The sequence below is a fragment of the Rhizobium sp. 3T7 genome (assembly GCF_020166565.1).
Classification (GTDB): domain Bacteria; phylum Pseudomonadota; class Alphaproteobacteria; order Rhizobiales; family Rhizobiaceae; genus Rhizobium.
The window spans coordinates 43,961-63,851 of sequence record NZ_JAIQXS010000018.1 but is presented as its reverse complement, the minus strand read 5'-3'; the positions used below and the strand labels follow the sequence as shown (position 1 = coordinate 63,851).

The following is a 19,891-nucleotide window of genomic DNA, read 5'->3' as shown; positions in this document are numbered from 1 at the left end:
GGGCCACAACCGGGCATTTTTAGTTTGTGAGATCGTATTTTCCCCAAACACCCTTCGCGCCGAGTTTGGCAATCAGTGCGTCATGAGCTTGCTGCTCGGCTTCGCTGAGGCGTGGCGCAAGGGGCCGAGGCCGTTCGAGCGCGATGATGATGTCTTCGACCACTATTTCCTGCCCGGCCGAGTTGCTTGCGGCGTTTCCTAGCACAAGTGCGGCCTGGCGTCCGCCGATCATCTCGATGTAGACATCGGCAAGCAGTTCAGAGTCAAGAAGCGCGCCGTGCTTCGTTCGATGCGCATTGTCGATGCCATAGCGACGGCAAAGCGCGTCGAGCGAATTGGGGCCCATCGGATGCTTGCGGCGCGCCATGGACAGCGTGTCGAGCACGCGGTCGGGCAGGATCGGCGGCAAATCAAGTCGGGCTAATTCCGCGTTTATAAAGCCCATATCGAATGTGGCGTTATGCGCAATCCACTTCGCGTCGCCAAAGAAATCGATAATTTGCTGCGCAACGTCTGCGAATGAAGGCTTGTCCTTCAGGAATTCATCGGTGATGCCATGCACGGCAAGCGCGTCCGGGTGCACCTTCTGGTCGCCCGGATTTATGTAGATGTGGATCGTATTGCCGGTCGGGAAATGATTGAAAAGCTCAATACCGCCGATCTCGATAATCCGGTCTACGCGGTTATCCAGCCCCGTGGTTTCCGTATCGAAAATGATTTCACGCATTCAGGAATTCCCCACTGGCGAGCCGCCGTCTCAAATCCGAGACAATCTCCGCGACCCGTTTTCTGGCCGTTTCGATGCTGTGTCCGGTATCGATCACATAGTCGGCCCTTGCCCGCTTTTCGACGTCCGGCGTTTGGCGGGCAAGAATCATGTTGAATTTTTCTACTGTCATACCCAGTCGCGCAAGTACGCGCTCCCGCTGTATCTGTGGATCACAGCTGACGACCACGATAACATCGACCCTGCTCTCGGCTCCCGTTTCGAACAATAGCGGGATATCGAGCAGCACCATCCTTGAGCCGCGTTGCTGCTCGCGTTCGATGAACTCCGCCTCACGCTTTCTCACAAGCGGGTGGACGATGGCTTCAAGGCGCTTGAACCCATCAGGACTTCCAGTCAGCTGGCGGCCGAGTTCCTGGCGATCGACAGCACCGTTCTTCATTGTTCCGGGAAAGGCAGCGTCGACCAGGGGCGCTGCCTCCCCTGCATAGAGATCATGGACGACGGCATCGGAATCATTCACAGGCACTCCCTCTTCCGCGAAGAGCTTTGCCATTGTTGATTTGCCCATCCCAATCGAGCCGGTCAATCCGATCCGTAACATCAGTGCTTGTCCATGTCCTCGATAATGAGCGTGCGTAGCTTCTCGTCGACCTTGGGGCGATGCCCGAACCACTTCTCGAAGCCAGGAACGGCTTGATGCAATAGCATGCCAAGTCCATCGACAACGGCAAATCCTTGCTGCTCGGCTTGCATAAGGAAGGGCGTCTTTAGAGGGACATAGACGATATCGGTTACGACAGCATCCGAGAGCAGCGGCGAAAAATCGATCCGTGGGGCATCCTCGCCGTCCATGCCCAATGAGGTCGTGTTGACGAACAGGCCGGCACCGCGCATGACTTCCGACAAAGCCGCCATCGAATGCGCATTTACGCTCGGCCCAAACCGATCCGCCAATTCCTGAGCGCGCTCGACCGTCCTGTTGACCAGATGAATTTCCTTGACACCGCGATCGCGCAGAGCCTGGATGATGGCGCGGCTCGCGCCACCGGCACCGAGGACGACGGCCGACTGCGCCTTATCCCAGCGCGGATATCGCTCATCCAGATTTGCGGTGAAGCCGCGTCCATCCGTGTTCGTCGCCTTGAGCCGACCCTCCTCCATCCAAAGTGTATTGGACGCACCAAGCTCTTCGGAAAGTGCGTCCGGGTCGTCAGCGAGTTTGAACGCCATTTCCTTGTGCGGGATGGTGACGTTGCCGCCTACGAAGTCGGAGGCGCCGCTCTTCAGCGACGCGACAAAGGCTGGAAAATCGGCCGGCGCAACTTCATGGGCGCGATAAGACCCTGGGAGCCCAAGTGTCTTCAACCAGTGGCCATGGATCAGAGGCGACCGGGAATGCTTGATGGGAAACCCCGTGACGAAGGCCCGAGGCCCAAATGTTTCACGTGAATCATCCATCAATGGCACCCAATTCTCTCAGCTTCTCCAACAACGGTAGCATCGGCAATCCCAGGATTGTAAAATAGTCGCCGTCGATGCGCGAAAACAATTGAAGCCCCTCTCCTTCCAGTTGGTAAGCACCGACGCTCGCAAGCGCCTTCTCTCCGACGCGCTTCAAATGCCGCCGGATGAAATCGGCGCCGAGCGAACGCATTGTAAGCTCTGCGTGTGAAACATGCTCCCAGACGATGTCGCCGTCGTAGGCGATCGCAATCGCGCTGTTCAGCCGGTGCGTCTTGCCCGACAGCACTCGAAGGTGGTTCGCGGCATCGGTCATGTCCTTAGGCTTATGAAAGGTCTGCAGGCCGAGCGACATCGTTTGATCCGAGCCGATCACAAGGCAGGCCGGAAAGCGATCACTAACCTCCTTTGCCTTGGCCTTGGCAAGAACGAGGGCGACGGCATCTGGCGTGACACCTTCTCTTTCGAGAGGCGCTTCGACCGCACGCTCATCAATGTGAGCAGCATGGGCCTCGAATGCGAGGCCAGCATTTTCCATCAGCATGCGGCGGAACGGACTTGAGGATGCGAGAATAAGCTTGGGTGTCATGGAGCCTCGAACAGGTCTGCTGCGGCAGCGCTTAACGCAGCTTCGGACGGAGAGCAACAATTGCTGCCGCCGTCTCCTCGATGGAACGGCGCGTCACGTCGATGAGTGGCCAATTGTGCCGGGCACAGAGCGATCGAGCGTATTTGAGCTCCTCTGATATGGCGGCTCGGTCAGTGTATTGCCCTCGGTCAAAACCAGGCGTCGCTCCCAGAATGCGGTTCTCACGGACCTGAGAGATCCGATCGGTCGTGGCAATCAGGCAGACGATCAAAGGTTTGGTCGCGGCGAACAGGCTTTCCGGGAGCGGCACACCATGGACGACCGGAATATTGGCTGTCTTGATGCCACGATTCGCAAGATAGATGCTGGTCGGCGTTTTCGACGTCCGACTGATGCCAATGATGACGACGTCAGCATCATTGTAGTCATCGGGCATCTGGCCGTCGTCATGATCCATCGTGAAGTTGAGTGCTTCGATACGCGCGAAGTAGCCTGCGTTCATCACGTGCTGCGCACCAACGCGCCGACGCGACGGTGCACCAAGATAAATCTGGAATGCGTTCATGACAGGTTCGAGCACGTTCACTGACGCAACACCCATCTCCGCGCAGCGTTGGTCAATGAAGGTCGCGAGCTCACGGTCGACAATCGTGTAGAGAACGATACCTGGCTGACTGTCGATCGATTGGAGAACCTGCAAAAGCTGCTTGCGATTGCGAACGAGTGGGTAGACGTGCTCGATCGGCTGCGCGGACTTGAATTGTGCTGACGCCGCGCGCCCGGCGGAAATCAGCGTTTCGCCAGTCGAGTCAGAAATCAGATGCAGATGGAAGAAGTTCGTGCGGTTCTCCACGCTATTTTCCGTGGCCTGTTGAAAAGACTGGACAACGGAGAGCTAAGAGAGCCGGAGGGGGTTAGGCAAGGGAAAACATGTCACCTTTTCCACAAATCGAATTTTCACGGGAGCCGACAACGCGACCTGTGGGTTCCGTGGATAGCGATTGACAGTTCGAGCACAATCTGTGTCTTTTCCACAGTTCAACCGAACTTGCCGGATGTTTTATCCGATTGGAATAATTTGCGTTTTCTGATTTATCCACGATTTCAGGCCAAGAGCCCGCCACTCAATTACCGCGAACTGGCGGTGGCGCGACAAAAGGCTCCGGCAGTGGATTAATTTTAATCCTTGATAGAAACAGACTCTAAGAAATAGAAACCTTTTAAAATATCTTAGATTTTTTATAGGGAAGAAGCGCGTGGGTGAAAGCCGCCGGAAAATCATGAGGGTCTTGGATGGCGAAACGCTCAGCCCTCCTCCAATCTGGCTGATGAGACAGGCGGGACGATACCTTCCTGAGTACAGGCAAACGCGCGCGAAGGCCGGAAGCTTCCTTGATCTCTGTTATTCGCCTGAACATGCTGTGGAGGTCACTCTTCAGCCTATTCGCCGCTATGGCTTTGATGCGGCCATTCTCTTCTCCGATATCTTGGTGATTCCGGATGCGATGAAGCGGAACGTTCGCTTCACGGAGGGCCATGGACCGCAGATGGATCCCATCGACGAAGCGGGAATCTTCCGGATCAAGACCGACCATATCATCGACTATCTGCAGCCGGTCTTGGAAACAGTTGCGCGCCTGCGGAAGGAGCTGTCGGGTGAAACGACACTTCTCGGCTTCTGTGGTGCTCCGTGGACGGTTGCGACCTATATGATCGCTGGCCATGGCACGCCCGATCAGGCTCCCGCTCGCCTCTTTGCCTATAAGTATCCGAAAGCGTTCGAACACTTGCTTGCGGTCCTGGCCGAGGTGTCGGCCGACTATCTGATTGCGCAGATCGATGCAGGTGCAGATGCCGTACAGATCTTCGATTCCTGGGCTGGAGTTCTCGGCGAGCGGGAGTTCGAGGCATTTGCGGTAAAGCCTGTGGCGCGGATGATCGCCTCCATCAAGGCGCGGCGCCCGAACGCTCGGGTTATAGCCTTCGCTAAGGGAGCGGGGTTCCTGCTGAAGGACTACCGCCAGAAAACGAAGGCAGATGCGATCGGGCTTGATTGGTCGGTGCCCTTGGATTTTGCTGCAGAACTGCAAAAGGATGGAGCCGTACAAGGCAATCTCGATCCGATGCGCGTGGTTGCCGGCGGCGCGGCGCTTGAGGAGGGGGTCACCGACATCCTCGAGAAGCTCGGCGACGGTCCACTGATATTCAATCTTGGCCATGGAATTACACCCCAGGCCGACCCTCAGAACGTCCGGCTGCTCGTCGAGCATGTTCGCAGCTGGAGCCGATAGAACATGGAAAAGCAAACTGATGAGAAGCCTGGCGCTTATGCGCGCCGCCGCGCGCACTTTGCGATCCTGTTCTTTGGACTTCTGGCCGTCGGGCTATTTCTGTGGAATCCAAATGATCTGTATCTGTGGATCAAGGCGCTCCACATCATCGCAGTAATTTCGTGGATGGCCGGCCTCTTCTACATGCCGCGACTTTTCATTTATCATACCGATGCCGAGCCTGGCTCGACGCAGTCCGAGACCTTCAAGGTCATGGAGCGTCGCTTGCTGAAGGTGATTATGAACCCGGCAATGATGCTTACCTGGATCTTTGGGCTCTATCTCACTTGGTCAGTCTACGGCTTTCAGGGTGGCTGGCTGCATGCGAAGATTGGTCTCGTTGTGCTTCTGACGGCCGTGCACGTCCTTTTTGCTCGCGCAGCCAGAGCGTTCGAGCGCGATGAGAACCGCCGGTCGGCGCGCTACTGGCGTTTCATGAATGAGGCGCCGACCCTATTGATGATCGCGATTGTTATTCTGGTAGTGGTCAAGCCGTTCTGATGGAAGGCCATTCGGTTAAATTTTCTTGATTTTAAGCAGCCCCCTTGCGGCGGTGAACCTTACTCGCTATTTTCGGTCCACCTCATCCTTGTGGCAGTATGTAAAGTTCGATCGTCTGCGATCCCTTCGCAGGACCGGTTACAGCCTCAACATCGCCTTCCCCCCAGAATTTAAGAGTAATGGTCACTTCATGGCTGAAATGAAGCTTCAAGAACTTAAGAGTAAGTCCCCGACGGATCTGCTGGCATTCGCCGAATCGCTCGAGGTCGAAAATGCGAGCACGATGCGCAAACAGGAATTGATGTTTGCAATCCTCAAGGTGCTCGCTAGCCAGGACGTAGAGATTATCGGTGAAGGCGTTGTGGAGGTTCTCCAGGACGGTTTTGGTTTCCTGCGGTCTGCCAACGCGAACTATCTTCCTGGCCCGGACGATATCTATATCTCACCATCGCAGATCCGCCGTTTCTCGCTGAAGACCGGCGACACCGTCGAAGGCCCGATCCGCGGGCCCAAGGAAGGCGAGCGCTACTTCGCGCTGCTGAAGGTCAACACCATCAATTTCGACGATCCCGAGAAGATTCGTCACAAGGTGCATTTCGATAACCTGACGCCGCTGTATCCGAATGAACGCTTCAGGATGGAATTGGATGTCCCCACCTCCAAAGACCTGTCGCCGCGCGTCATCGATCTTGTGGCACCGCTTGGTAAGGGTCAGCGCGGCCTGATCGTCGCGCCGCCGCGCACCGGTAAGACCGTTCTCCTTCAGAACATTGCACACTCGATCACGGCGAATCATCCCGAGTGCTATCTCATTGTTCTTCTCATCGATGAACGCCCGGAAGAAGTCACGGACATGCAGCGTTCCGTTCGCGGCGAGGTCATATCCTCAACCTTTGACGAACCGGCTGTGCGCCACGTCCAGGTGGCCGAGATGGTCATCGAAAAGGCGAAGCGTCTCGTGGAACACGGCCGCGACGTTGTGATCCTGCTTGATTCGATCACGCGTCTGGGCCGCGCCTATAACACTGTTGTCCCGTCTTCCGGCAAGGTGCTTACGGGTGGTGTTGATGCGAACGCCCTGCAGCGCCCTAAGCGCTTCTTCGGCGCCGCGCGCAATATAGAAGAGGGCGGATCACTTACGATCATCGCAACGGCTCTTATCGATACCGGCAGCCGCATGGATGAAGTCATCTTCGAAGAGTTTAAGGGGACCGGCAACTCCGAAATCGTTCTCGACCGCAAGGTCGCCGACAAGCGTATCTTCCCGGCGATGGATATCCTGAAGTCCGGTACGCGTAAGGAAGACCTGTTGGTGCCGCGTCAGGATCTTCAGAAGATCTTCGTGTTGCGTCGCATCCTGGCCCCGATGGGAACGACCGACGCGATCGAGTTCCTGATCGACAAACTGAAGCAGACCAAGAACAATCCGGACTTCTTCGATTCCATGAATACATAATCCTTAGCCGGATTCTTCGATAAAGCCGGTCACCGCTGTGGCCGGCTTTCTTATTCGAACGAACGTTCTCTTCAGCCTTGAACTGGAGGAGGAAGTTGATGCCCAACAGGGAAACGATATTCGCTCTGTCGAGCGGCGCTGTTCCGGCTGGTCTAGCCATCGTACGAATCAGCGGAGAAGACGTGCCAGCTGTGCTTGCCGCTCTCATTGGGGAACTGCCGTCCTCGCGGCAGGCAGTATTACGATCGATTCGGTCTCGTAATGGTCTGGTGCTCGACACGGGCCTCGTCCTATTCTTCCCGGCACCGCATTCCTTTACTGGCGAGAATGTCGCAGAACTGCATCTTCATGGTGGCCGTGCGGTTGTCGACGCTCTGTACCGCGAACTCGCAGAATTCCCAAATTTGCGACCCGCAGCAGCAGGAGAATTCTCGCGGCGTGCCTTTGAAAGCGGGAAGCTGGATCTGATCGAGGTCGAGGGCCTGGCAGATCTCATTGCTGCCGAAACGGAGATGCAGCGACGTCTCGCTGTCGAGCAGAGCTCCGGAGGCCTATCTTCCATTTACTATGGCTGGTCAGAAAGACTGACCCGCGCGCGCGCATTGATCGAGGCTGAGCTGGATTTTCCCGATGAGGAAGATGTCCCAGGTTCAGTATCCGATCAGGTCTGGGCGGATGTGTCGAGCTTGGCAGAGGAGCTCGCCAGCCACCTCGAGCAGCTGGAAGCTGGTGAAATTATCCGTGATGGTTTCAAAGTCGTCATTGCAGGCAGGCCGAATGCCGGCAAGTCCAGTCTCATGAATGCTTTGGCTAAGCGCGATGTTGCGATCGTCACCGACATCGCCGGTACGACCAGAGACGTCCTGCAGGTCGATTTGAGTGTGGACGGGTACCTTGTCAAACTCTACGACACTGCTGGTCTTCGCGACACGGACGAGATCGTCGAACGTGAGGGTATCCGGAGGGCTGAGAAGATCATCACTGAAGCGGACCTATTGATCTTTGTCGAAGACCTATCAACAGTCACTGCGACGGACGAGCCGCCAGAAAGCGCCGTATTGGTGGGTACGAAATCTGATCTACCTCGCCGAAGTATGAGAGAATACGATCTCCTGATCTCGACTGAAGATGGGGCCGGACTGGACGAACTTCGGGGTCTGATTGTGCAACGTCTGAAGCAAAAGGTGCATCCTCAGTCCATGGCCATACCGAGCCGGGCACGCCATAGGGAGGCGCTTGCAAGATCATTGGCGGCTTTGCGAGCGTCTCTTCTTGCGCCAAGCCGTGGTTTGGATCTCCGGGCGGAGGATCTGCGTGCAGCCGGCGATGCTTTGGGACGCGTTACCGGACGTGTCGATGTCGAGAACCTGCTTGATATCATCTTCGGCGAATTCTGCATCGGAAAATGATTCACGTGAAACATCCGAATAGCGACCAGTGGCGGGTTTCACGTGAAACGCCTTGACTCGCCAAGCGACATCGCGCATCACCTGACGATCTCAGGAGCTTGAAGAATGGATACCTCACGGTTCGATGTCATCGTCATCGGCGGCGGCCACGCAGGATGCGAAGCCGCGGCCGCGGCCGCGCGTCTTGGCGCTAAGACCGCCTTGGTGACCCATCGACGCGACACCATTGGAGTTATGTCGTGCAATCCGGCAATCGGCGGGCTTGGAAAGGGTCACCTCGTTCGAGAGATCGACGCTATGGATGGGCTCATGAGTCGTATGGCTGATGCGGCTGGTATTCAGTTTCGGATGCTAAACCGGAAGAAGGGTCCGGCCGTTCAAGGTCCTCGCACGCAAGCCGATCGTAAGCTTTACCGCCAGGCGATGCTCGCTGAGATTGAGAGCATTGAGAATCTGACCATCATCGAAGGCGATGCGTTCGATGTATCCATCAAGAATGGGCGGGTTGCGGCTGTTGTGATGAAAGATAGCCGGATTCTATCCTGCGGATCGGTTGTATTGACGACCGGTACGTTCTTGCGAGGCCTCATTCATATCGGTGATCAGAAGATTCCGGCCGGCCGTGTCGGTGAGGAACCATCCGTTGGGCTCTCCCAAACACTTTTGAGCCTTGGTCTTCGGTTGGGACGACTAAAGACCGGCACGCCAGCGCGGCTCGATGGAGCTACGATCGATTGGCACAGTGTCGGCCGTCAGGGCGCTGACGAAGAGCCTGTTCCCTTCTCGTTCATGACTGACCGAATTGTGAATCCGCAAATCGAATGCGGCGTGACGCGGACCACCGAAGCGACTCACCGCATTATCATCGAGAATTTGCGACGCTCCGCAATGTATTCCGGGCAGATTGAGGGTGTCGGCCCGCGCTATTGCCCATCCATCGAAGACAAGCTGGTCAAGTTCGGCGAGCGCGACGGGCATCAGGTCTTTCTTGAACCTGAGGGGCTCGACGATAGCACCATTTATCCCAACGGCATCTCGACGTCCCTGCCCGCCGAGATACAGGACTTATTTATTCGTACGATTCCCGGGCTTGAGCGGGTGGTGATTCTACAGCCTGGTTATGCGATCGAGTACGATCACGTCGACCCGCGGGAGCTGAAACCAACGCTCGAAGCCAAGAAGATGCCGGGACTCTTTCTCGCCGGTCAGATCAATGGAACCACTGGCTACGAGGAAGCGGCGGCTCAGGGCCTTGTTGCCGGTATTAACGCGGCGCGGCTTGCGGGGGACCAGGACGAGGTTTGTTTCAGTAGGACGGATTCGTATATCGGCGTGATGATCGACGACTTGACCTCACGTGGTGTTGCCGAGCCCTACCGGATGTTTACTTCTCGCGCCGAGTATCGCCTGTCGCTGAGAGCCGACAATGCCGATGTTCGCTTAACTCCTTTGGCGATACAAATTGGCGCCGCCTCGGCGGGGCGACGGAATCGTTTCCAGGCGTATCGCGATGCGTTAGACGCAGGGCGCGCCAGATTGAAAGTCCTCTCAGTGACGCCACGCGAAGCTGCGGACTTTGGCCTGAAACTCAACCAGGACGGTCAGCGACGATCGGCCTACGATCTTCTCTCCTATCCCGATTTTGCCCTTCAGGATCTCAAGCCGATTTGGCCGGAGTTAGGCGAGATGGACGGTCGAGTGGCAGGGGCCTTGGAGATAGAAGCAAGCTACGCCGTTTACATGCAGCGACAATCAGCCGACATCGCGCAAGTGAAGCGAGATGAGGATTGGGTGATACCGGGCGACTTCGACTTCAGCGCGCTTTCTGGCCTATCCAACGAGCTCAAGCAGAAGCTGCGTTTTGCTCGCCCCTATAATGTAGCGCAGGCAGCGAAGATCGACGGCATGACGCCGGCTGCCATCTCGTTGTTGCTCGTCCACTTGCGGCGCGGCGCTGCGGACGTTGCGGCTTCCGCCTGAAGGTCGTCTTATTGCAATCTACGAGAGTCCTACAATGCAGCTGAACGGTCGACGTGTTTCACGTGAAACACAGGGGCGTCTCGAACACTTCGTGACGCTCTTTCAAAAATGGGCGAGATCGATCAACTTGACAGCGCCGTCGACGCTTGATGATGCGTGGAGCCGGCATGTCGCCGACTCGGCGCAGATCTTCCAGATCCAGTCGGCGCCTCTTACCTGGATTGACCTAGGCAGCGGGGGTGGCTTTCCGGGGATTGTCACAGCCATCATGCTGGCCGAGCTAGAGGGAGGTTGGGTTCATCTTGTCGAGAGCAATCACAAGAAGGCCGCGTTCCTGCGCACCGTACTTCGCGAAACCGGTGGCAGGGGCACCGTTCACGCGGTTCGGATCGAAGATGCTCCGTCAATCGTCGGGGACTGTGATTGTGTTTCCGCACGTGCGCTCGCCGACCTTGAAAGGCTACTGGGCTATATTGAACCGTGGTCGAAACGGAACGTAGCGCTTCGAGCTTATCTTCACAAAGGCCGGGATTACCGACGCGAGTTGGATAAAGCGCATGGTAGCTGGAGATTTGATCTGCTAGAACATAAGAGCGCTGTCGAGCAGGATTCTGTTATTTTGGAGATCTTCAACCTCCAGCGCGTGGCTTAACAGATCGGGCTTTGGCTATGGCTGGCGAACGAAATCGGATAATCACCATTGCAAATCAGAAGGGTGGCGTTGGCAAGACCACGACGGCGATCAACCTGGCGACGGCACTTGCTGCTATCGGTGAGCGGGTATTGATTGTAGACCTCGATCCTCAGGGCAACGCCAGCACCGGTTTGGGGATAGATCGCAAGCATCGCCGGCTATCTTCCTATGATTTGTTGCTGGGAGATTATGGAATTGAGGAGGTTTCGCAGGAAACTGCTGTTCCAAATCTCCACATTGTGCCATCGACGATGGACCTACTCGGGATCGAGATGGAGATCGCAAGCCAAAGCGATCGTGTTTTCAAGTTGAAGAAGGCCCTAGCAAGGGAAGCAGCTTTCCGCTTTTCCTATATTCTCGTCGATTGCCCGCCATCTTTCAATCTGCTCACCATGAATGCCATGGCAGCCGCGCATTCCGTGCTTGTGCCGTTGCAATGCGAGTTTTTTGCGTTGGAGGGTTTGAGTCAGCTACTCGAAACCGTCGAGCAAGTTCGGCGCACGGTCAACCCACAGCTTGATATCCAGGGAATTGTACTGACGATGTTTGATTCTCGCAACAATCTGGCGCAACAAGTTGTTAACGATGTCCGCATGCATCTCGGGGAGAAAGTCTACCATACGTTGATTCCGCGGAACGTTCGCGTTTCAGAGGCGCCGTCCTACGGCAAACCGGCGATTCTGTACGATCTGAAGTGCGCGGGGAGTCAGGCATATCTCCAGCTGGCGTCAGAGGTTATTCAACGCGAACGCCAACGTCTCGCGGCGTGATTTGAGGAAGATATAGCGAGTTAAGACATGAACGACGACGTCTCGAAGAGAAGACTTGGCCGTGGCCTGGCAGCATTAATCGGTGAGATGGATCAGCCGATGCCGGTTGATGCCCCAAATCGCGGAGTGAGTGCCGATCAAATGGTGCCGATCGAGTTCGTCGGTCGCAATCCACGCAATCCTCGACGGTTCTTCGATGACGGCGAATTGCACGAGCTTGCGAGCTCGATCCGGCAGCATGGTATCGTTCAGCCGATTGTAGTCCGCACTCTGGCGAGCAGCCAGTTCGAGATCATAGCCGGCGAAAGACGGTGGCGCGCGGCGCAGCTTGCTGGCTTGATCGATATTCCTGTCATCGTGCGTGATGTCGATGACAAAACCGCTCTCGAGATTGCGATTGTCGAAAACGTTCAGCGCTCCGACCTCAATCCGTTGGAAGAGGCGCTCGGCTACGAACAACTTATAGCGGAATATGGCTATACCCAGAACGACCTTGGCGAAATCATCGGCAAGAGCCGCAGCCATGTGGCGAATTCGCTGCGTCTTTTGAAGCTGCCAGAGCCTGTTCGAGACCTCCTTGCAGCCGGAAGTCTCTCTGCCGGTCATGCCCGCGCGTTGGTGCCGACCTCTGACCCGGCCGCGCTCGCGCGCACGATCGTATCAAAAGGCATGTCGGTGCGCGACGCCGAGCGTTTGGCTCAAAACGATATCAAGGCGCAGTCCGAACCGAGACCCCTGGCGCATCAAAAGGATCAGAAGGACTCAGATACGCTCGCCTTGGAACGGACCCTTTCCGACGCACTCGGCCTTGATGTGACGATCAATCACAAAGCAAGCGGTGGTCAGATCAGGATATCCTATAAGTCCTTGGAACAGCTAGAGGAAATCTGCCGTCTTCTGGAGCGTCGCTGAGAGTAATTACCGGCGTGCCGATTGCAGTGTGGTCGAAAGCAGCGTCTGGAGTGCGACGCTGTCTTCTAGGGACGCACGCTTGCGAGTCTGCAGGATAGTGGCCTGCAGACGGTTGGCTTCTCGTGCTAGGGCGTCTGCAGACCAAGTTCGAAGTGCTTGTTCGATGATCGGCTTTCGTCGAAAATGCAGATGACGGCCCAGCGTCTGCACGACCTGCGCGGCCGGCAATCGCTTCTCTTCCATTTCCGTCTTCATGGCATCCAGCAACTGAAATTGCTTCAGGCAGGCCTGTATAACGAGAAACACTGCAGTCTTGGACGATATGATCTTCTGCATCGCATTCAGGAAGCTGGTCGGATTGCCGCTCAACACCGCATCGACGGCATCGTCCACTGAGATTGCGCTGGCGTCGCCTATAATTTCCGTAACGTGGTGCTCTTCGATCGTCGATTGACCACGGCAATAGAGCGCAAGCTTTCGCAGTTCGTTGCGAGAGGCGATCCGATCCCCGCCAATAAGCACCAGTAAGGCTTGGCGTGCAGCTGGCGTGATGGCGATGCCTGCGTTCGAAAGTTCGCTGTCTATCAAGCTGTTAAGCGCGCGAGCATCGTCGGAATAGCAGGGTATTGCCACGATATTGCGCGCTGTTTCGGCGCCTTTCCGCAACAGCGAACCCTTCTTGAGGTCGCCAGCTTCTATGATAACGAATGTGCCTTCCGGCATGCTCGCGGAAAGAGTCTGCAGGGAATCGACGAGATATTTTTCGTTCGCTGCTCCGCGGATCCAGACTAGTTTGTCCCCTCCGAAAAGGCCGATCGCCCCAGTCTCGTCCAGGAGACGTCCCTGGTCCCGCTGCAAGTCGGCGATGTCGAGCTTGATCAGCGAAAAAGGATCGGTGAGCGAAACGCCTGTCTTGGCAGCAAGGAGGGTTGCGCGCTCCGAGACAAGGCCACGATCCGGCCCATAGATCACGAAGAGCCGGTAGTTGCGGGCGGATCGCTCAAGAAAGCTTTCAAACTCATGCGATTTGATTTCCGCCATGCATCCGCTCCTCAGCGGCCAAGCGCAGCCGCTATATCGGCACCAACAAACTCGGCAGCCTGCCGCGCGGCGCGGTTCTCGGCGTCGCGAATAGCGCGCTGTTTAGCAAATTCCTGGCCGGGGAAGTCGAGCAGGGCGGTGGCATAGCGATTGCCGGCCTTGATGACATGACCATCCTTCGTCGACTTCAGTGTGTAGTCAACGCTGACAGTTGCACGACCGGCTAGCGACTCATCTGATGAGGCGACAAGCAGAGTGCTAATGACATTCGACCGAACGCTGAGCTCTACCTTGTAGTCCGGGTTCGCGGGCTCGCCGGCGCCGCGGGAAGCGATAAAGATCAGTCGATTGCGAACTTCCTGCCCGACACGGCTCGTTGCTTCCGAGAAGCCGACAGACGCGAGCTTACCCGCGACGCCGGAGCTATCGGAATAGAGGGGGCGAACCTGGCAGGATGCAAAAAAGGCCGCGGATGCAAGGATTGCGGCAATGCCTGAGCCGCGCAGCAGCTTAAAAGCGATATCAAACGACAATGTTCACAATCCTTTGCGGAACCACGATGATCTTCTTAGGCGTCTGACCGTTCAGAGCCTTCTTGACCTCATCCAATGCAAGCACACCCTCGGTGACGGCATTCTGATCTGCGTCGCGAGAAATTGTCAATTCGGCGCGCTTCTTGCCGTTGATCTGAACCGGCAAAATCACATCGTTTTCAACGACAAGGGTCTCGTCATAACGTGGCCAATCCGTGTGTGCCAGCAATGCGCCGTTGCCCAGCGCTGCCCAGCACTCCTCCGCCAAATGCGGTGTCATCGGCGCTACTAACTGGATAAGTATCTCTGCAGCGTCGCGTACGGCGGCGCGATACGTCCGATCGCCCTCCCCCGCGCCTACACGGGTCAAAGGTGACGCCAGGGCATTGACAAGCTCGTAGATCCGCGCGACGGCCTTGTTGAACCAGAGACGATCGTAGTCATTCTGCACGGCTTTCAAGGTTTTGTGCGCGACCTGGGAGATAGCCTGAGCTTCCCCATCCTTAGCCGGAGTCGGAGCAACATCGCGAAGGTTGTCCGACGCCTCGGCAATTAGTCGCCACAGGCGCTGCGTAAACCGGTGAGCGCCCTCGACCCCTGCTTCCGACCAGATAACGTCCCGCTCCGGTGGCGAATCCGAAAGCACGAAGAAGCGCGCAGTGTCTGCGCCGTAGGAGGCGATGATATCGTCCGGATCGACGACATTCTTCTTCGACTTCGACATCTTCTCGATCGATCCGATAGCGACTTCTTCGCCGTTGGAGAGGTGATAGGCGCGGCGTTTTCCGTCCAGTTCCTCGATGCGAATGTCTGCCGGTGCGACCCACTCGCGGCTCATACCGGCACCGCGACTGTATGTCTCGTGCACGACCATGCCCTGCGTGAAGAGACCCTTGAAAGGCTCCTTCACATCGACATGGCCTGTCTCGCGCATTGCTCGGGTGAAGAAGCGCGAATAGAGCAGGTGCAAGATCGCGTGCTCGATACCACCGATGTACTGGTCGACCGGCAGCCACCGATTGGCGGCGTTCGGGTCGGTCGGCTTGCCTTCCCAAGGCGCAGTAAAGCGCGTGAAATACCAGCTGGAATCGACAAATGTGTCCATCGTGTCGGTTTCCCGTCGTGCATCCTTGCCGCACTGCGGGCAGGCGACATGCCGCCATGTTGGATGACGATCAAGCGGATTGCCGGGCTGGTCGAAGGTTACGTCCTCCGGCAGCTTTACCGGCAGGTCCTTCTTCGGAACGGGAACGACGCCGCAGTCATCGCAATGGATCACCGGGATCGGGCAGCCCCAGTAGCGCTGGCGCGAGATGCCCCAATCACGCAAGCGGAAGTTAACCTTGCGCTCGCCCTGGGGAGCGTTGCCAAGGGTCATCGATGACAACCGGTCAGCGACAAGATCAAACGCCTCGCTGGTGGTCTTGCCGTCGAGGAAGCGCGAGTTGATCATCACGCCGTCGCCGTCATAGGCAACATCACCAACGCTGAACGTCGCAGCATCGCCATCTGCCGGCATGACGACCGGAACGACGGGCAAATCGTACTTGCGTGCGAAATCAAGGTCCCGCTGATCGCCTGACGGGCAGCCAAAAATGGCGCCAGTCCCGTAGTCCATGAGGACGAAGTTTGCGATGTAGACAGGCAGTTCCCACGAAGGATCAAGTGGATGCCTTACCCGTATGCCGGTGTCCATTCCCTTCTTCTCCGCAGTTTCCAGCGCGGCGAGCGAGGTGCCGGCGCGGCGGCATTCTTCGCAGAAAGCATCAATGGCCGGGCTCTTTGCTGCGGCATCCTTTGCCAGTGGATGGTCAGCCGCGATCGCCAGGAACGAGGCGCCGAACAGCGTGTCTGGGCGCGTCGTATAGACCTCGATCTCGGTTTCTCCGGCCGGAGCCGTCTCCTGAACGATCTCCCAGCGGAGCATCATGCCTTCGGAGCGGCCGATCCAGTTCTTCTGCATCAGCCGGACCTTTTCAGGCCATTGATCAAGCGTGTCCAACGCCTCGAGCAGGTCCTGGCTGAAGTCGGTGATCTTGAAGAACCACTGCGTCAATTCGCGTTGTTCGACGAGTGCGCCCGAACGCCAGCCGCGTCCGTCGATAACCTGTTCGTTGGCCAGAACAGTGTTGTCGACCGGATCCCAATTCACCTTCGACTGCTTGCGATAGACGAGCCCTTTGTCGAAAAAATCCAGGAAAAGATGCTGCTGATGCTGGTAGTAGGCAACATCGCAGGTTGCGAACTCGCGCCTCCAATCCAGTGACAGGCCCATCGCCTTCAACTGAGACTTCATCGACGCGATATTCTGGTAGGTCCAGGAAGCCGGATGGACGCCGCGCTCCATTGCTGCATTCTCGGCCGGCATGCCAAAGGCGTCCCACCCCATGGGATGCAGCACGTTATAGCCGCGAGCGCGCTTGTAGCGAGCTACGACGTCACCCATTGCGTAGTTTCGCACATGGCCCATGTGGATACGACCGGATGGATACGGAAACATTTCGAGGACGTAATACTTCTCGCGGGGATCGCTGTTGTCGGTCTCGAAGACCTTCGCTTCGTTCCATTTCTGCTGCCAGTGAGGTTCAGCATCGCGCGGGTTATAACGTTCGGTTGCCATGGTACTCGTATTTCCGAAAAATCAGGGGAAGTTGGTGGTGACCTTCACCATGAAACCACCGTAGCGTCAAGTTTTACGGGTGCGGCAAGCGTCCGATCTCGGTCTGCCGTCCACGATTTCGGGCGTGCGGGGCCTTGGCAAGCACAGCCCGGGCGTTTAGTGCATTGCCATCTTCTCATGCGGTCTTGTCGAGGCGAGTGATGGAACTTGAAGAGCGATTGAACGATGTGCGCTCGCATATCACTGCAGCCGAAACGCGGGGCGGGCGATCCGCGGGTTCGGTTCAGCTTGTCGCTGTCTCAAAGACATTCGGCGCAGACGCCATCCGCCCGGCGCTACAGGCCGGGCAGCGGACTTTCGGGGAAAACAGGGTTCAGGAAAGCCAGGCAAAATGGCCGCAGTTGAAATCGGAGACGTCAGACATCGAACTTCATCTTATTGGACCTCTACAGTCTAACAAGGCAGCAGAGGCGGTTGCGTTGTTCGACGTGATCGAGACAGTTGATCGCGAGAAGATTGCCCGTGTACTCGCTGACGAAATGAAGCGTCAGGCGAAGACCCCTCGTCTCTATGTCCAGGTAAATACAGGGCTTGAGCCGCAGAAGGCTGGGATCGCACCGAATGACGTCGCGGTGTTTGTCGCTTTTTGTCGTGATGAACTCGGCCTCGCCATCGAGGGACTGATGTGTATCCCGCCAGCGGATGAGAACCCCGGTCCGCATTTTTCATTGCTTGCCAAGCTTGCCAAGGCGTGCGGCGTCGAGAAGCTTTCGATGGGGATGTCCGGGGATTATGAAACGGCCATTGCCTTTGGCGCGACCAGCGTTCGTGTCGGCTCCGCGATCTTCGGCGCCCGCTGATACGCTGCTTTGGTCGGGCTTCCTCTCCTGCCCAGCCTCTCCTAGATTGCTAAGGTAACTTGCATATCCTGGGGAGGAGCAGATGCAGGGTGGCTATCAGCGGACCTATGCCAGATGGAAGGGCGATCCGGAGGCCTTCTGGCGGGCGGCGGCGGCGGAAATTGACTGGTTCAAAGAGCCGGAGCGGACGTTTTCACCGGAGAGCGGTCCATATGGCCGTTGGTTCGCCGGAGGCGAAACCAATACCTGCTACAATTGCCTCGATCGCCATGTTCTAGCCGGTCGCGGCGGCAAGACCGCATTTATCTACGACAGCCCCGTTAGCGGTACGAAGACTGTCTTTACCTACGGCGAAGCCCTTGCCGAAGTGAACGCCGTTGCTGCGACGCTGCGGCAGCGCGGAATCGTGAAGGGCGACCGCGTCATCATCTATATGCCGATGGTGCCGCAAGCGGTCTTCTCTATGCTTGCCTGCGCACGCATCGGCGCTGTCCATTCCGTCGTGTTCGGTGGCTTTGCGGCAAATGAGCTTGCGGCGCGTATCGACGATTCGGGGGCGAAACTAATTCTGACCGCAAGTTGCGGGCTCGAACCGGGACGGGTGGTGCCCTACAAGCCCTTGGTCGATCAGGCGATGGCCATCGCGAAGTCAAAGCCGGCCCATTGCCTTGTTCTGCAGAGGACGCAGTTTACGGCGGACCTGGTTGATGGTCGTGACGAGGATTTCGAAGCTGCCGTCGCGAGAAATCGTGGTGTGAATGTCGAATGCACCCCCGTCGAGGCAACGGACGAACTCTATATTCTCTATACGTCCGGCACGACGGGCCAGCCCAAGGGCGTCGTGCGCGACAACGGCGGTCACATGGTCGCCCTCAACTGGTCGATGACGAACATCTTCGGCATCCAGCAGGGTGAAGTGTTCTGGGCCGCCTCCGATATTGGTTGGGTTGTCGGCCATTCCTACATTGTCTATGCGCCGCTGCTGGCGGGCGCTGCCAGTGTTATCTTCGAAGGAAAACCGGTCGGCACGCCTGATGCCGGCGTCTTCTGGCGCATTGTTTCAGAGCATGATGTGCGCGTTCTCTTCACCGCACCTACGGCCTTCCGCGCCATTCGCCGCGAAGACAGCGAGGGTGCACACCTCAAAGCCTATTCGAAGCCCAATTTCAGGGCCCTGTTCCTGGCGGGAGAGCGTGCTGATCCGGAGACACTGAAGTGGGCTGAGCATATGCTCGATGTTCCCGTGATCGATCATTGGTGGCAGACCGAAACGGGATGGCCGATGGTGGCGAACCCGCTCGGCCTTGAGGCGCTACCGGTGAAGCATGGTTCCCCATCGGTACCTATGCCCGGCTATAGTATCCATGTCCTCGATGACGCCGGTCACCCCGTGGCTCCGGGCACACTCGGGAACATTGTTGTCGAGCTTCCCCTGCCCCCCGGTTGCCTGCCCACGCTGTGGAACGCGGATGAGCGCTTCCGTTCGGCCTATTTGGCTGAATTTCCCGGTTATTACAAAACCGCGGATGCCGGCTACGTCGACGAGGATGGCTACCTCTTCATCATGTCGCGCACCGACGACATCATCAACTGTGCCGGTCATCGCCTGTCGACGGGAGCGATGGAGGAGGTTTGTGCTACGCATCCGGATGTCGCCGAATGCGCTGTGGTCGGAATTGCCGACCAGCTGAAGGGCCAGGTGCCGTGCGGGTTTCTGGTTCTCAAGAAGAATGTTTCACGGGAAACATCAGCTATCGAATCGGAGGTCGTAAAGCTGATCCGCGACGCGATCGGCCCGGTGGCTGCTTTCAAGACCGCCATAACGGTCGACCGCCTTCCCAAGACACGCTCCGGGAAGATTCTGCGCGGCACGATCCAAAAGATTGCCGACGGCGTGCCGTGGAAAATGCCAGCGACGATCGACGATCCGGCAATTCTCGAGGAAATCGCGGAAGCGTTGCGCAAGCGCGGATTCGGTTCGCTTCCGCTATAGAAGCGCAGAAAC

At 57.2% G+C, this 19,891-nt stretch carries 18 protein-coding genes; 10 read left to right on the top strand and 8 right to left on the bottom strand.

What is annotated here, in order from left to right; translation table 11 throughout:
* Positions 1–19: 19 nt before the first annotated feature.
* The 5 genes from dnaQ to K9B32_RS21830 are packed head-to-tail and all read right to left on the bottom strand — an operon-like array spanning position 20 to position 3,633.
* Positions 20–727: a DNA polymerase III subunit epsilon gene (gene dnaQ, locus K9B32_RS21850; protein WP_224565938.1), complete on the bottom strand. Its 708-nt coding sequence runs from the start codon at positions 725–727 to the stop codon at positions 20–22.
* Entirely contained in the window at positions 720–1,331 is a 612-nt protein-coding gene (gene coaE, locus K9B32_RS21845; RefSeq protein ID WP_224565937.1) for a dephospho-CoA kinase, read from the bottom strand. The genes dnaQ and coaE overlap by 8 nt, the downstream gene beginning before the upstream one ends.
* A complete protein-coding gene (locus K9B32_RS21840; protein WP_224565935.1) occupies positions 1,331–2,188 on the bottom strand; it encodes a shikimate dehydrogenase in 858 nt (285 codons plus the stop codon). The genes coaE and K9B32_RS21840 overlap by 1 nt, the downstream gene beginning before the upstream one ends.
* Positions 2,181–2,780, bottom strand: coding sequence for a Maf-like protein (locus tag K9B32_RS21835; protein ID WP_224565933.1), 600 nt, complete (start codon positions 2,778–2,780; stop codon positions 2,181–2,183). Before K9B32_RS21835 ends, K9B32_RS21840 begins: the two co-directional genes overlap by 8 nt.
* Positions 2,781–2,811: 31 nt before the next feature.
* Positions 2,812–3,633: a pyruvate, water dikinase regulatory protein gene (locus K9B32_RS21830; protein WP_224565931.1), complete on the bottom strand. Its 822-nt coding sequence runs from the start codon at positions 3,631–3,633 to the stop codon at positions 2,812–2,814.
* Between the two features lie 403 nt (positions 3,634–4,036).
* On the opposite strand from K9B32_RS21830, the gene hemE reads away from it, so the two are divergent.
* The 8 genes from hemE (at position 4,037) to K9B32_RS21790 (ending at position 12,832) form a co-directional block, all read left to right on the top strand.
* A complete protein-coding gene (hemE, locus tag K9B32_RS21825; RefSeq protein WP_224565929.1) occupies positions 4,037–5,071 on the top strand; it encodes a uroporphyrinogen decarboxylase in 1,035 nt (344 codons plus the stop codon).
* A 3-nt stretch (positions 5,072–5,074) separates the two neighbouring features.
* Positions 5,075–5,611 carry a protoporphyrinogen oxidase HemJ gene (gene hemJ / locus K9B32_RS21820; protein ID WP_224565927.1) on the top strand — a complete coding sequence of 179 codons (537 nt, stop codon included), beginning with the start codon at positions 5,075–5,077 and terminating at the stop codon, positions 5,609–5,611.
* Between the two features lie 190 nt (positions 5,612–5,801).
* On the top strand, positions 5,802–7,067 hold the full coding sequence (rho, locus tag K9B32_RS21815) for a transcription termination factor Rho (RefSeq protein WP_007528691.1): 1,266 nt from the start codon (positions 5,802–5,804) through the stop codon (positions 7,065–7,067).
* A 98-nt stretch (positions 7,068–7,165) separates the two neighbouring features.
* Positions 7,166–8,476, top strand: coding sequence for a tRNA uridine-5-carboxymethylaminomethyl(34) synthesis GTPase MnmE (gene mnmE / locus K9B32_RS21810; RefSeq protein WP_224565925.1), 1,311 nt, complete (start codon positions 7,166–7,168; stop codon positions 8,474–8,476).
* Positions 8,477–8,581: 105 nt separating this feature from the next.
* Entirely contained in the window at positions 8,582–10,456 is a 1,875-nt protein-coding gene (mnmG, locus tag K9B32_RS21805) for a tRNA uridine-5-carboxymethylaminomethyl(34) synthesis enzyme MnmG (RefSeq protein ID WP_224565923.1), read from the top strand.
* Positions 10,457–10,490: 34 nt separating this feature from the next.
* On the top strand, positions 10,491–11,108 hold the full coding sequence (gene rsmG / locus K9B32_RS21800; RefSeq protein ID WP_224565921.1) for a 16S rRNA (guanine(527)-N(7))-methyltransferase RsmG: 618 nt from the start codon (positions 10,491–10,493) through the stop codon (positions 11,106–11,108).
* 17 nt (positions 11,109–11,125) lie between these two features.
* Positions 11,126–11,920: a ParA family protein gene (locus K9B32_RS21795; RefSeq protein ID WP_224565919.1), complete on the top strand. Its 795-nt coding sequence runs from the start codon at positions 11,126–11,128 to the stop codon at positions 11,918–11,920.
* Between the two features lie 27 nt (positions 11,921–11,947).
* On the top strand, positions 11,948–12,832 hold the full coding sequence (locus tag K9B32_RS21790; RefSeq protein WP_224565917.1) for a ParB/RepB/Spo0J family partition protein: 885 nt from the start codon (positions 11,948–11,950) through the stop codon (positions 12,830–12,832).
* Positions 12,833–12,838: 6 nt separating this feature from the next.
* Here the strand turns inward: K9B32_RS21790 and holA are convergent, their stop codons facing one another.
* Genes holA through leuS form a run of 3 tightly spaced genes read right to left on the bottom strand, consistent with a single transcriptional unit; the run spans position 12,839 to position 17,026 of the window.
* The gene (gene holA / locus K9B32_RS21785) at positions 12,839–13,873 is read right to left on the bottom strand and encodes a DNA polymerase III subunit delta (protein WP_224565915.1); all 1,035 of its coding nucleotides are present in this window, start codon (positions 13,871–13,873) and stop codon (positions 12,839–12,841) included.
* Between the two features lie 11 nt (positions 13,874–13,884).
* Positions 13,885–14,406, bottom strand: coding sequence for an LPS assembly lipoprotein LptE (gene lptE / locus K9B32_RS21780; protein ID WP_224565913.1), 522 nt, complete (start codon positions 14,404–14,406; stop codon positions 13,885–13,887).
* A complete protein-coding gene (leuS, locus tag K9B32_RS21775) occupies positions 14,396–17,026 on the bottom strand; it encodes a leucine--tRNA ligase (RefSeq protein WP_224565911.1) in 2,631 nt (876 codons plus the stop codon). The genes lptE and leuS overlap by 11 nt, the downstream gene beginning before the upstream one ends.
* Before the next feature lie 200 nt (positions 17,027–17,226).
* On the opposite strand from leuS, the gene K9B32_RS21770 reads away from it, so the two are divergent.
* Together K9B32_RS21770 and K9B32_RS21765 are read left to right on the top strand one after the other, a co-directional pair.
* Entirely contained in the window at positions 17,227–17,886 is a 660-nt protein-coding gene (locus K9B32_RS21770; RefSeq protein ID WP_224565909.1) for a YggS family pyridoxal phosphate-dependent enzyme, read from the top strand.
* A gap of 82 nt (positions 17,887–17,968) precedes the next feature.
* Positions 17,969–19,879 carry a propionyl-CoA synthetase gene (locus K9B32_RS21765; RefSeq protein WP_224565907.1) on the top strand — a complete coding sequence of 637 codons (1,911 nt, stop codon included), beginning with the start codon at positions 17,969–17,971 and terminating at the stop codon, positions 19,877–19,879.
* Positions 19,880–19,891 lie beyond the last annotated feature (12 nt).

Coding starts and splice junctions, on each gene's coding strand:
- dnaQ (WP_224565938.1), bottom strand. CDS start 727: ATGCGTGAAATCATTTTCGATACGGAAACCACGGGGCTGGATAACCGC.
- coaE (WP_224565937.1), bottom strand. CDS start 1,331: ATGTTACGGATCGGATTGACCGGCTCGATTGGGATGGGCAAATCAACA.
- K9B32_RS21840 (WP_224565935.1), bottom strand. CDS start 2,188: ATGGATGATTCACGTGAAACATTTGGGCCTCGGGCCTTCGTCACGGGG.
- K9B32_RS21835 (WP_224565933.1), bottom strand. CDS start 2,780: ATGACACCCAAGCTTATTCTCGCATCCTCAAGTCCGTTCCGCCGCATG.
- hemJ (WP_224565927.1), top strand. CDS start 5,075: ATGGAAAAGCAAACTGATGAGAAGCCTGGCGCTTATGCGCGCCGCCGC.
- rho (WP_007528691.1), top strand. CDS start 5,802: ATGGCTGAAATGAAGCTTCAAGAACTTAAGAGTAAGTCCCCGACGGAT.
- mnmE (WP_224565925.1), top strand. CDS start 7,166: ATGCCCAACAGGGAAACGATATTCGCTCTGTCGAGCGGCGCTGTTCCG.
- mnmG (WP_224565923.1), top strand. CDS start 8,582: ATGGATACCTCACGGTTCGATGTCATCGTCATCGGCGGCGGCCACGCA.
- rsmG (WP_224565921.1), top strand. CDS start 10,491: ATGCAGCTGAACGGTCGACGTGTTTCACGTGAAACACAGGGGCGTCTC.
- K9B32_RS21795 (WP_224565919.1), top strand. CDS start 11,126: ATGGCTGGCGAACGAAATCGGATAATCACCATTGCAAATCAGAAGGGT.
- K9B32_RS21790 (WP_224565917.1), top strand. CDS start 11,948: ATGAACGACGACGTCTCGAAGAGAAGACTTGGCCGTGGCCTGGCAGCA.
- holA (WP_224565915.1), bottom strand. CDS start 13,873: ATGGCGGAAATCAAATCGCATGAGTTTGAAAGCTTTCTTGAGCGATCC.
- leuS (WP_224565911.1), bottom strand. CDS start 17,026: ATGGCAACCGAACGTTATAACCCGCGCGATGCTGAACCTCACTGGCAG.
- K9B32_RS21770 (WP_224565909.1), top strand. CDS start 17,227: ATGGAACTTGAAGAGCGATTGAACGATGTGCGCTCGCATATCACTGCA.
- K9B32_RS21765 (WP_224565907.1), top strand. CDS start 17,969: ATGCAGGGTGGCTATCAGCGGACCTATGCCAGATGGAAGGGCGATCCG.